Below are 12,024 nucleotides of genomic sequence, written 5' to 3' on the forward strand. Positions count from 1 at the left end.
AGGCCGCATCAGCACCAGCTCAGCCCCGCGTGTGCAAGTCCACAGCTGCAGCGTCAGAAAGTCCTGCACCTGCTGGCTGAACATGGGCATGCAGTCCAACATCAGCGCCCGTATCTCTGCAGGCTGCAGCACCCGCTTGTCGGTGCCTTTGTACACGCCGTCGCGCTTGGCCCCCTTGCTGCGCAGCTTGCGGGCCAGCACCTGGGCCCACCAGTTTGGCAGGTCGTCAGGTATGCGCCCGGCGTCCATAGCGTGCACACAGGCGGCAGACAGCTCTGTCTTGACCGAGTTGGCCAGCACAGGCCGGTCAGCCAGCCCGGTGATGAGGTCAAACGCAAACCGGCGGGTCACATCGGCCACCGGCAGGGCCTGGTGCTGCAGCGTAGCTTTTTCAAGCCGCTGCTGCACCGCCCGGGCGCCCTTGGCCTCGCGCCGCACCTGCAGGTATCCCGTGGCGTAGTCGCGCACCAGGTCGCCCAGCGTGTAGACCACCGCCCCCTGCTGCGCCAGCGCTGGCGCAGCGGCCAGCTTGCGCACGGCCTGCGGGTCGCCGCCCGCGTCACGCACTGCCCGCAGCTCAGCCCAACGGGCAGCCGCATCCACCGGCGGCACTTCAGGGTAATGCCCCAGGCGCACCTGTTTCATCTGGCCCGTGGCCGGGTGTTTGTAACGGTAGATCCATGTCTTGCGACTGGAAGACGCAACCAGCCGTAGGCCATTGCAACCTTGAACGACAATGTAGGCGCCAGGCTGCAGGGCCTTAGCTGCCCGTGCATCAAACTGCATTCGCCACCCCTTGGATTTATCGGCGGCGCAAGGTTGGAAAAACCTACGCCAAACCTACGCCGAGGCGGCAAGTGTAGCCCGTATCGCACTGAACGCTATCACTAGAACAGAAAAACAAACGTGGCACAGTGGCGTAGATTTTTGCCAATGAAATCAAGGCGTTAGGTTGATATTGCCTTGTGAATCAATGAGTTATGAAAGTTGAACAAACGATGAATATCGTTATCCTTGACGATTACCAGGATGCAGTGCGCAAGCTGCATTGCGCCTCTCGGCTCGACGCATACACCGCCAAGGTGTACACCAACACGGTCAAAGGGCTGGGGCAGCTTTCGGTGCGACTCAAAGACGCCGACATCATTGTGCTGATCCGCGAACGGACCCAGATCACACGCCAACTGGTTGAAAAGCTCCCGCGGCTCAAGCTCATCGCCCAAACTGGCAAGATTGGGAGCCACATTGATGTAGCGGCATGTACTGAGCGGGGGATCGCCGTGGCAGAAGGGGTCGGCTCCCCTGTGGCTCCCGCCGAGCTGACCTGGGCCCTGGTGATGGCCTCCATGCGCCGCCTGCCCCAATACATCTCCAACCTCAAGCATGGCGCTTGGCAGCAGTCCGGTCTCAAGACCGCGTCGATGCCCCCCAACTTCGGAGTCGGCAGCGTGCTGCGGGGTAAAACACTGGGTATCTGGGGCTACGGCCGCATCGGACAACTGGTGGCCGGCTATGGACGGGCGTTTGGCATGAACGTGCGCGTCTGGGGGCGTGAAGCCTCACGCGCGCAGGCGCTGACGGATGGGTACCAGGCCGCCGCCACGCGCGAAGAGTTTTTTTCGCAGTGCGACGTGATCTCGTTGCACCTGCGCCTGAACGACGAAACGCGCGGCATCATCTCGCTTGAAGACCTCTCGTGCATGAAGCCCACCTCGCTGCTGGTCAACACGTCACGTGCAGAATTGATTGAACCCGACGCGCTCATCGCAGCACTCAACCGGGGTCGCCCGGGCCTGGCGGCCGTGGACGTGTTTGAGAGCGAACCCATCCTGCAAGGCCACGCCCTGCTCCGCCTGGAAAACTGCATCTGCACGCCACACATCGGGTACGTGGAGCAGGACAGCTACGAGCTCTACTTTGGTGCAGCTTTCGACAATGTGGTGAATTTCATCAAGGGCACGCCTACCAACATCGTGAATCCTGGCTCGCTACAAGTCAGGCGCTAACAGATCAAACCGTTGCGGCGTTGGCAACGCTGACTACACCGCGCAATTAAAAAAGGCTTCCCGAGGGAAGCCTTTTTTGCGATTGTTGCAAGGCACCGAAATGCCCCGCAGCAGAAAGCAACACTCCAATTACAGAGGTGTCTTCTTGCCGTCCTTGTAGACGTACAGCGTGATCGCTGGGTTCTTCATTTCGCCGTTGGGTTCGAAGGCGATGGTGGAGGTCACGCCCTTGAAGTTGGACTTGGCGAGTTCGTTCACGTACACCTTGGGGTCCACGGAGTTGGCGCGCTTCATAGCGTCCACCAGCAGGAACGTGGCGTCATAGGTGTAGGGGCTGTACACCTGGAACTGGTTGGGGTACTTGGCGTCGTACTTGGCCTTCCAGGCCGTACCGCCAGGCATCTTGGCCAGCGAGGAGCCGCCTTCCGCGCAGATCACATTAGCCAGGGTCTTGGCACCGGCAGCCAGCTTGGCGATTTCGGACGTGCAGACGCCGTCACCACCGAAGTATTTGACGTTCGCCATGCCCAGCTGTTCCATCTGGCGCAGCATGGGGCCGGCTTGAGGGTCCATACCACCGTAGAACACGGCATCAGGGTTCTTGGCCTTGATGGCGGTCAGGATGGCCATGAAGTCCGTGGCCTTGTCGGTCGTGAACTGCTCGTCCACCACCTTCATGCCCTTGGCTGTAGCGGTCTTCTTGAACACGTCGGCAACACCTTGGCCGTAAGCAGTACGGTCATCGATGATGGCAACGGTCTTGAGCTTCAGTGTGTCCACAGCGTAGAAGGCCAGACCAGCGCCCAGGGCGTTGTCGTTGGCGATGATACGGAACGTGGTCTTGTAGCCAGGCTTGGTCAGGTTGGGGTTGGTCGCAGCGCCCGTCACCATGGGGATGCCGCAATCGTTGTACACCTTGGAGGCGGGGATCGTCGTACCGGAGTTGAGGTGGCCGACCACGCCAGCGACCTTGGAGTCGCACAGCTTCTGTGCGGCAGCAGTGCCCTGCTTTGGATCGGCAGCGTCATCTTCAGCCTGCAGCTCGAACTTGATCTTCTTGCCGCCGATGGTGACGCCTTGAGCGTTCAGCTCTTCAATGGCCATGCGGGCGCCATTTTCGTTGTCCTTGCCGTAGTGGGCTTGGGCGCCGGAAACCGGAGCCACGTGGCCGATCTTGACCACCTGCTCTTGTGCAGAGGCCACACCAGCAACAGCCGCGATAGCAGCAACCACGGTCAGTTTCAACTTCAATTGCATATCAAATCTCCAGTAAAGATAAACGCTGAGAATCTTCTTGTGTCTCAACGCAGGCGAACATATCGCAATTTACGGGCCAGATCATTAGGGAACACGATTAAACGCAAGAGAAACCACAGGGGAATACCCTGTCATCCCTTGGCCCCAGGGGGCGCACCACTGGCCAGCTCGTCCGCCACCGCCTCGTACACCGCATGCCGTACCACCGATTCGATCTCTTCGCGCAGACGCGGAAGCACTGACCGCGTCTGCTCCTGCACCACTGTGGCGATTGCTTCCCGCAAGCGCTGGTCCAGCACTACATCCACGCGCTGCATGACGCGGTGCACCATGTACTCCTCCATCCCATCTGGCAAGGCGCGGGCCGCAACGGGCGCAGCCCCTGGCTTTGGGCCAGCAGGGGTGGCAGCATGAACCGCCGGGCGAGATTGGACATGGGATACCGTAGAACGTGATGCCAGGGGAGCGGCCACAGGGATTGGCGCAGCCACCGGAGAGGCCACAGGACGCTCTGTGGCGGGGGGAGCGACTTGCGCCGCACCAGCCGGTCGCGCAGCGGGCAATGCAGGCCTGGCCAACGCCACAGACTGCGACGGTGACAGGACGGTGGTGCGGACCGCCGGATTTGAAGCCCCCGGCGCGAGGGGCGCCACGCCAGGCACCTGCACCACTTCGGTGAGCGTGGGTACAAACCGCGGAGGGGTTTTGGGTGGGAGCGCCATCAGCCCGCTTTCAGCACCAGATCATGGCGGGTAATGGCATAACCCCGGGACGCGTAATGGCGCCAACGCGCACGCGCCTGAGCACGGTCGGCGTCGTCCTGGGCGCTTACCACTTCGACCAGACGGTCAAACCGACCAAAACCTTCCGGGACTTCCGCATTCAGGTTCAACAGCACTTCGTGATGCGGTGCCAGGCGTGCATCCTGCGCCAGCAACACCGGAGAGGCCTGAACCAGCTCCTCGTCCGAGTCGGCGTGGCAATGGGCCACAAAGTCCTGCGGGGCCAACAACCAGAGCATGCGGTCCAGCGCCTGAAGCGCATCCGCAGGCGCGGCAATGACCAAACGAGCCCCGCTGCGCTGCACCTTGCGCGCAAACCGGCATGCGTAGGCCAGCTTGTCGGGTGCGTTGAAGTGAAAGGCTACCTCGGTCATGACGCGTCACGCAGCCTTGGTGCTGGAGGACCGCTTGGCGGCTGGCTTGCCCACAGCTCCAGCAGCGGCCGTCCTGGTCACGGAGCGTGACGCGGACTTGGGTGCCTTGGCTTGTCGGACCTGCGACCTGGACTGCTCCAGCACATAGTGCACCAGCAGGCCAACCGGGCGTCCTGTGGAACCCTTGGCCGCGCCTCCCTTCCAGGCAGTACCCGCAATGTCCAGGTGAGCCCAGGGCATGTCGCCGACGAACTTCTGCAAGAACTTGGCAGCGGTGATGGAGCCACCCGCACGGCCCGCCACGTTGCCCATATCGGCAAAATTGCTCTTCAAGCCATCTGCATAGTCATCGTCCAGCGGCATGCGCCAGCAGAGGTCTTGCGCGGCCTCACCAGCTGCCTGCAAGGACTCCGCCAGACCGTCGTTATTGGCAAACAAACCACTGCGTACGCCCCCCAAGGCGATCACGCAGGCGCCGGTCAGCGTCGCAATATCCACCACGGCGGCAGGCTTGAATCGCGCTGCATAGGTCAACGCATCACACAACACCAGGCGCCCCTCCGCATCGGTGTTCAAAATCTCGATGGTCTGGCCGCTCATGCTGGTGACCACATCGCCAGGTTTGACAGAACGCCCGTCCGGCATGTTTTCGCATGCGGGGATCAGGCCCACCACATTGACGGCAGGCTGCAGTTCGCCCAGCGCGCGGAACGTTCCCAGCACGCTGGCAGCACCGCACATGTCGAATTTCATCTCGTCCATCTCGGGCGCGGGCTTGATCGAGATGCCGCCGGTGTCAAAGGTGATGCCCTTGCCCACCAGCACGATGGGTGCCTGGTCCTTGGCAGCGCCGTTGTAGCGCAGCTCGATGAAACGCAGGGGCTCTTCAGAGCCCTTTGCCACAGCCATGAAGGCGCCCATACCCAGACGCGCCACCTCTGCCGGGCCATGGACCTTGCACTGGATGCGTGGCAGCTTGGCCAGGGTTTTGGCTGCATCCGCCAGCAGGCTGGGGGTGGCGTGGTTGGCTGGGCGGTTGCCCCACTCCCTGGCAAACTCCACACCAGCGACCAGGGCGACCCCGCTGTCAAACCCGTCACGCGCACTGGCAGCATCCGGCACACCCACCACACAGCGGCTCAGGCTGCGTGCTTCCACCTTGGTCTTGGTGGTGGTGTAGACATAGCTCACGTCTGCCACCGCCTGCACAGCCGCGCTGACAGACGCCGCCGGGGCTGCGCCGGCAAAACACAGCACCACGCGCTTGGTCAGGGGCGCCTTGATGGCACCACCCAGTGCCTGCAGCGCCTGGCGCGTTGCGCGCGCCGCCCCATCGCCCAACCCCACCAGCACCACGCGGCGGGCTGCAACGGCAGGCACCTGGTACAGCTGCAGGTGTTTGCCCGCCTTGGTGGTCAGATCTCCGTTCTTGAGTGCCAAGGCCGCCAGGGCAGACAGCGCGTCCTTGCCCGGCTTGAAGCCCTCGGGAAGCAGGACGATCAGCAGGTCGCATTTCTCCGAGGCTGCCGCAGCAAGTTCAAGGGTCTTGAGATCAAAGTTCATAATTGGTGTTTTCCTTCCAGCCAATGTTATTCGATTCATCCATCCGCAAGGAGCTGGCGCGCAGCTTCGGCGCGACCCTTGTGGTGCTGGTGACCGTGGTCATGACCATGATGCTCATCCGCACGCTGGGCCAGGCCTCCAAGGGCAGTGTCAGCCCGTCCGACGTGATGCTCGTCATGGGCTTCACTGTCTTGGGGCAATTGCCCACCATTCTCAGCCTCAGTCTGTTCATTGCGGTGGTCGGCACGCTATCGCGCATGTACCGTGACAGCGAAATGGTGATCTGGTTCGCCAGCGGGCGCGGCCTGATCAGTCTGGTGCGACCCCTGCTGCGCTTTGCCTGGCCGGTGATGGTGGTGATTGCCGTACTGTCGCTGCTGGTGTGGCCCTGGGCCAACTCCCAGATCCAGGAGCTCAAGACCCGCTACGAGCAACGCAGCGACATCGACCGCATTGCACCGGGCGAGTTCCAGGAGTCGTCCAACGGCAGCCGGGTGTTCTTCATCGACAAGGACACCCCCGACACGCAGGCCGCCAACAACGTCTTCATTGCCGCCAATGACGGCAAACGCGAATCCGTCACCTCCGCCCGCAGCGCCCGGCTGGAGACCCAGGGCGGTGAACGCATGGCCCTGCTGAGCGACGGTCAGCGCCTGGAGACCTCGCGGGACAAGCCCGGCGTGAAGATCAGCGAGTTCAGCCTGTACGGCACCCGCATCGGTAGTGCAGCCCCAAGTGCGGCGGAAGAACTGGCGGTGAAGACACGCACGACCTACGACCTCGTGATGCGGCCGCTGCCGGCCTACCGCGCCGAGCTGGGCTGGCGCCTGGGCCTGGCACTGGCCGCGCTCAACTTTGTGCTGCTGGGTCTGGCTGTGGCCAGCGTCAACCCACGCGCCGCGCGCAGCACGAGCATGGTGTTTGCGCTGTTTGCCTTCATCGTTTACTACAACCTCATGACCCTGGGCCAGAGCTGGGTGGGCGCGGACCGGCTGGGCCTGACCAGTTTCATGGTGCTGCTGCACGGCGGCATGCTGGCGGCCTCACTGCTGGTGCTTGCTGTCCGACACAACCAATGGACGATGGGCCGACTATGGCAGTCCCTGCGCACCGGAGGGCAGTCCGCATGAAAACCATCCGCCGCCTGATCCACCGCGAGGCCCTGGGCGCCGTCACCTTCGTCACCGTAGGTTTTCTGGCCCTCTTCTTCTTCTTTGACCTGGTGGATGAGCTCCGCTGGGTGGGCCGTGCCGGGGAAGATGGCTACCAGCTATCGCACGCGCTGCTGTTTGTGGTGCTCAGCATCCCCAGTCACCTGTATGAACTGCTGCCCATCACGGTACTGATTGGCACCATCTTCGTAATGGCGCGCCTGGCCCAAAGCTCGGAGTTCACCATCATGCGCACCAGCGGCATGGGCCCTTGGCGCGCACTGCGTACCCTGCTCACGCTCGGCGGCGTCTTTGTGATGCTGACCTTCGCTGTCGGTGACTACCTGGCCCCCTTGACCGACCGCACCGCGCAGCTCATCAAAGTGCGCTACCTGGGGCGGCTGACGGCGGGCGCCACAGGCGCATGGCTCAAAGAACGGCAAGAAGACCATTCGTTTGCCGTCAACGTGCGCGCACTCACCCCCAATGGCGGCATGCTGGACGTGCGCATCTTCGAGTTTGACGAGAAGGGGCGCCTGGCGTCGCAGACCCGGGCAGCGTCGGGGCAGTTCGGCACCGATGGATCGTGGACCCTGGAGAAGGTGCAGCGAAGCCACTTTGAACAGCAAAGCGACAAGAACGAGGCCCGCGTGGAGCACCTGGAAAGCCCCTCCCTGCAGTGGCCGACCAAGATCAGTGCCGACATGGTGGCGGCCTCTTTGCTCAAGCCCGACCGCATGGCCACCCTGGACCTCTTTCAGTTCATTCGGCACCTGAACGCCAACGGCCAGTCCGCCCAGAAGTACGAGATCGAGTTCTGGCGCAAGGTGTTCTACCCCTTGAGCTGTCTGGTGATGGTGGTGCTGGCGCTGCCTTTTGCCTACCTGCATTTCCGCTCGGGCGGCATCGCGGGCTACGTGTTCGGCGGCGTGATGGCGGGCATCAGCTTCTTCCTGCTCAACAACGTCTTTGGCTATGCGGGCAATCTGCAAAACTGGTCGCCATGGCTGACAGCAGCGGCGCCCGGCCTGATCTACTCCCTGCTCTCGCTAGCGGCCTTTGGCTGGCTGGTGCTGAGACGCTGACACTCTGACCTCGCCCCGCCCCATGACCCACGCCATCGTCCTGTTTGCCCACGGGTCCCGAGACCCCCTGTGGCGCGCCCCCATGGAGGCAGTCGCAACGCGCATTGCCTCCCAAAGTCCGGACCGCCGGGCCATCTGTGCCTACCTGGAACTGTGTGAACCCGCCCTGCCGGACGCCGTCCGGCAACTGGTGGCCGGTGGGGCCACCGCCGTCACAGTGGTTCCGATGTTTCTGGGCACCGGCAAACACGCCCGGGAGGATTTGCCCCTGCTGGTGCAGGAGCTGCGCACCGCCCACCCCGCCGTGCAATTCCACGTCCAGGCCGCCATCGGGGAGGATCCACGCATGACGGCCTTGATGGCAGAGATCGCCTGCGAAAGCCCGCCGCTCTGAAATTTCTGGGGTGCGGTTCATTCGCTTAGATGATTGCAGCATAATGATGCAATCCTTTAGGCGATATTCGATATGAATCTGCACCAATTCCGCTTCGTTCAAGAGGCTGCGCGCCGCAACCTCAACCTGACCGAGGCCGCCAAGGCCCTGCATACCTCGCAGCCAGGCGTCTCCAAAGCCATCATCGAGCTGGAAGAAGAACTGGGCGTGGACATCTTCGCCCGGCACGGCAAACGCCTCAAGCGCATCACCGAGCCCGGCCAGCATGTGCTCAAAAGCATCGAAGTCATCATGCGCGAGGTGGGCAACCTCAAGCGCATTGGCGAGCAGTTCAGTGCGCAAGACAGCGGCACCCTCAGCATCGCCACCACCCACACCCAGGCGCGCTATGTGCTGCCGGTGCCTGTGGCCCGCTTGCGCGAGGCCTACCCCAAGGTCAACGTGAGCCTGCACCAGGCCACACCGCACGAAGTGGCCCGCATGATCATCGACGAGGTGGCCGAGATCGGCATGGCCACCGAATCCCTGGCCGACTACCCCGAACTTGTCACCCTGCCCTGCTACGAATGGCAGCACGTGCTGGTGGTGCCCAACGACCACCCTCTGGCGCAAAAGGAACGCATCGGTCTGGACGACCTCGCGCACGAGGCGCTGATCACCTACCACCCCTCCTTCACTGGGCGCGGCAAGATCGATCACGCCTTCGCAGCGCGCAAGCTCACGCCCCGTATCGTGCTCGAAGCCATCGACTCTGACGTGATCAAGACCTATGTGCGCCTGGGCCTGGGCATCGGCATCGTGGCCGAGATGGCCATGCGCGACGACCCGGTGGGCGACCTGGCCGTGCGCCCCGTGGGCCACCTGTTCGGCCAGAGCGTGGCCCGCGTGGCCTTCAAGCGCGGCGCTTACCTGCGCAACTTTGTCTACAAGTTTGCCGAGCTGCTCAGCGACCGCCTTAGTCGCGAGCTGATTGCCCGCGCGATGACGGGCCATGTCAACGACTACGAGCTGTGACCTCCGTTCAGCCCGAGAAGCACCCTGAACCCTTCCAGAATTTCCTCGTTTTCCACGCTGCTGCGCCATGACCTCCACCACCGCCCGCACACCCGCCTTCCCCAGCAAACTGCCCAATGTCGGCACCACCATCTTCACGGTGATGTCGGCCCTGGCCACTGAGCACAAGGCCGTCAACCTGGGCCAGGGCTTCCCGGACTTTGAATGTGCCCCCGAGCTGGTAAACGCCGTCACCGCCGCCATGCAGGCCGGTCACAACCAGTACCCACCCATGACCGGTGTGCCCGCCCTGCGCGAAGCCGTGGCCCGCAAGATCGAGGCACTGCATGGCCGCGCCTACAACCCCAACACCGAAATCACCATCACTGCCGGTGCCACTCAGGCCATCATCACCGCCATCCTGGCCATCGTGCACGCGGGTGACGAGGTGATCGTGCTCGACCCCTGCTACGACAGCTACGTGCCCAACATCGAGCTGGCCGGCGGCCAGGCTGTGCGCGTGCCGCTCACACCCGGCACCTTCCGCCCCGACTTCGGCAAGATCAGCGCGGCCATCACGCCCCGCACCCGCGCCATCCTCATCAACAGCCCGCACAACCCCAGCGCCACCATCTGGACGGCCGAGGAAATGCGCCAGCTGGAAGACCTGCTCGCCCCCACCGACATCCTGCTCATCAGCGACGAGGTGTACGAACACATGGTGTTCGACGGTGTCGAGCACCAGAGCGCCGCGCGCTTTCCCGGCCTCGCCGCGCGTGCCTTCATCGTGTCGAGCTTTGGCAAGACCTTCCACGTCACCGGCTGGAAGGTCGGCACCGTGGCCGCCCCCGCGGCCCTGACGGCCGAGTTTCGCAAGGTGCACCAGTTCAATGTGTTCACCGTCAACACACCGGTGCAGCACGGCCTGGCCGCCTACCTGCAAGACCCCACGCCCTATCTGCAGCTGCCCGCGTTCTACCAGGCCAAGCGCGACCTGTTCCGCGAGGGCTTGGCAGGCTCGCGCTTCAAGCTGCTGCCCAGCACGGGCAGCTACTTCCAGTGCGTGGACATCTCGGCGATCAGTGATTTGAACGAGGCTGATTTCTGCCAGTGGCTCACCCGCGAAGTGGGCGTGGCGGCGATTCCGCTGTCGGCGTTTTATGGCGATGGGTTTGACCAGCGTGTGGTGCGGTTCTGCTTTGCCAAGAAGGACGAGACACTGCGCGCCGCGCTGGAGCGGCTGCGCAAGCTCTGATCCGCAGGGCCCTCCAGGGCTCTTACTTCGTCTGCCGCGCCAGCCACACGCCCGCAGCCGCCAGCGCCATCCCCGCCAGCGCCCAGCCGCTGAGCGTCTCACCAAACATCGCCCAGGCGATCAGCGCGGTGGTGGGCGGGGTCAGGTAGAACAGGCTGGCCACGTTCACTGCGCCGCCCCGGCGAATGAGCAGGTTCAGCAGGCTCACCGCCCCCAGCGAGAGCACCAGCACCAGCCAGCCCAGCGCAAACACAAATTCGCCGGTCCACGATATGGCCATGGATTCGGTGGCGTAGGCGACGGCGGCCATGGCCACGGCACAGGGTAGGTACTGAATCACCGAGCCCGTGCGCAAGTCGAACGAGGGGCAGAACCGCTTCTGGTACAGGGTGCCGGCCGTGATGCCCAGCAGCGCGACCACAGCGGGCAGCAGCATGCCCAGCAAAGCACCGGCCGGCACGGTAGCCACCTTGCCGGCCACCACCAGCGCCACGCCGGTGAAGCCCAGGGCCAGGCCCGCCCATTGGGCAGGCCGCACCTTCTCGCCCAGCAAAGCCCCGGCCACCAGGGCTGTCAGCAGCGGCTGCAACCCCACCACCAGCGCTGTAATGCCCGATGGCAGCCCGTGCCCGATGGCCATGAACACCCCGCCCAGGTACACACCGTGCACCAGCAGGCCCGACACCCCAATGTGCAGCCAGGCCCTGCCCGAAGGCGGCCACGGCGCACGCGCTACGGCGACCACCGCGAGCATGAGCACGATGACAATGGCAAACCGCAGCGCCAGAAAGGTCAGCGGCTCCACATACGGCAGCCCCAGCTTGGCGCCGATAAAGCCGGTGCTCCAGAGCGCCACAAACAGCAGAGGGACGAGGGAATCGAGCGGACTGGAAGCGCTGGGACGGAGCGGTGTGGCCTGGGTCATGGAGAACAGAAGCGTGATGCAGGGTGGGGATGATCGCACCTTGCACACGCCATTGCTTCAGGCCGATGCTAGCGTTCTCTTATGAACCATTGGGAGAACGGACAGACCTCCAGGTGCGCCACACCTGCCGGGCGTGCTGACGCCCGAAACCGGTGCGAGAACCAGTAAACCCGCGCTTCAAGGCAAAACTTTGAATAGAAACGGTCTGTAGCGCTTGAATATCATGCGCATACAGCTAT

The 12,024-nt window shown here is 63.4% G+C and carries 12 protein-coding genes; 6 read left to right on the top strand and 6 right to left on the bottom strand.

Annotation, left to right across the window (positions count from 1 at the left end; translation table 11 throughout):
* Window positions 1–786 (bottom strand): Arm DNA-binding domain-containing protein (locus ISS20_RS08585; protein WP_291435612.1); only part of this gene is annotated, 786 nt, incomplete at its 3' end.
* 212 nt (window positions 787–998) lie between these two features.
* On the opposite strand from ISS20_RS08585, the gene ISS20_RS08590 reads away from it, so the two are divergent.
* A complete protein-coding gene (locus ISS20_RS08590) occupies window positions 999–2,006 on the top strand; it encodes a D-2-hydroxyacid dehydrogenase family protein (protein WP_056746014.1) in 1,008 nt (335 codons plus the stop codon).
* Between the two features lie 129 nt (window positions 2,007–2,135).
* Here the strand turns inward: ISS20_RS08590 and ISS20_RS08595 are convergent, their stop codons facing one another.
* The 4 genes from ISS20_RS08595 to ISS20_RS08610 form a co-directional block, all read right to left on the bottom strand.
* Window positions 2,136–3,263 (bottom strand): branched-chain amino acid ABC transporter substrate-binding protein, encoded by a 1,128-nt coding sequence (locus ISS20_RS08595; RefSeq protein ID WP_056062370.1) that lies wholly within the window; start codon window positions 3,261–3,263, stop codon window positions 2,136–2,138.
* Window positions 3,264–3,394: 131 nt separating this feature from the next.
* Window positions 3,395–3,595, bottom strand: coding sequence for a hypothetical protein (locus tag ISS20_RS08600; protein WP_291435621.1), 201 nt, complete (start codon window positions 3,593–3,595; stop codon window positions 3,395–3,397).
* A gap of 389 nt (window positions 3,596–3,984) precedes the next feature.
* A complete protein-coding gene (locus ISS20_RS08605; protein ID WP_291435623.1) occupies window positions 3,985–4,419 on the bottom strand; it encodes a DNA polymerase III subunit chi in 435 nt (144 codons plus the stop codon).
* Window positions 4,420–4,425: 6 nt separating this feature from the next.
* A complete protein-coding gene (locus tag ISS20_RS08610; RefSeq protein WP_291435625.1) occupies window positions 4,426–5,982 on the bottom strand; it encodes a leucyl aminopeptidase in 1,557 nt (518 codons plus the stop codon).
* 23 nt (window positions 5,983–6,005) lie between these two features.
* On the opposite strand from ISS20_RS08610, the gene lptF reads away from it, so the two are divergent.
* The 5 genes from lptF (at window position 6,006) to ISS20_RS08635 (ending at window position 10,860) form a co-directional block, all read left to right on the top strand.
* Entirely contained in the window at window positions 6,006–7,112 is a 1,107-nt protein-coding gene (gene lptF / locus ISS20_RS08615; RefSeq protein ID WP_291435627.1) for an LPS export ABC transporter permease LptF, read from the top strand.
* Window positions 7,109–8,218, top strand: a complete 1,110-nt coding sequence (gene lptG / locus ISS20_RS08620) for an LPS export ABC transporter permease LptG (protein ID WP_291435629.1) — start codon at window positions 7,109–7,111, stop codon at window positions 8,216–8,218. The genes lptF and lptG overlap by 4 nt, the downstream gene beginning before the upstream one ends.
* A 22-nt stretch (window positions 8,219–8,240) precedes the next feature.
* Window positions 8,241–8,612 (top strand): CbiX/SirB N-terminal domain-containing protein, encoded by a 372-nt coding sequence (locus ISS20_RS08625; RefSeq protein WP_291435631.1) that lies wholly within the window; start codon window positions 8,241–8,243, stop codon window positions 8,610–8,612.
* 72 nt (window positions 8,613–8,684) lie between these two features.
* Complete coding sequence (locus ISS20_RS08630; RefSeq protein ID WP_056062356.1) at window positions 8,685–9,626, top strand: CysB family HTH-type transcriptional regulator; 942 nt, start codon at window positions 8,685–8,687, stop codon at window positions 9,624–9,626.
* 67 nt (window positions 9,627–9,693) lie between these two features.
* Window positions 9,694–10,860 carry a pyridoxal phosphate-dependent aminotransferase gene (locus tag ISS20_RS08635; RefSeq protein WP_291435635.1) on the top strand — a complete coding sequence of 389 codons (1,167 nt, stop codon included), beginning with the start codon at window positions 9,694–9,696 and terminating at the stop codon, window positions 10,858–10,860.
* Window positions 10,861–10,882: 22 nt separating this feature from the next.
* Here ISS20_RS08635 and ISS20_RS08640 read toward each other — a convergent pair whose 3' ends face one another.
* Window positions 10,883–11,785 (bottom strand): DMT family transporter, encoded by a 903-nt coding sequence (locus tag ISS20_RS08640; protein WP_099730126.1) that lies wholly within the window; start codon window positions 11,783–11,785, stop codon window positions 10,883–10,885.
* Between the last annotated feature and the right edge of the window lie 239 nt (window positions 11,786–12,024).

It is taken from the genome of Acidovorax sp., from assembly GCF_016783915.1.
Classification (GTDB): Bacteria; Pseudomonadota; Gammaproteobacteria; order Burkholderiales; family Burkholderiaceae_C; genus Acidovorax.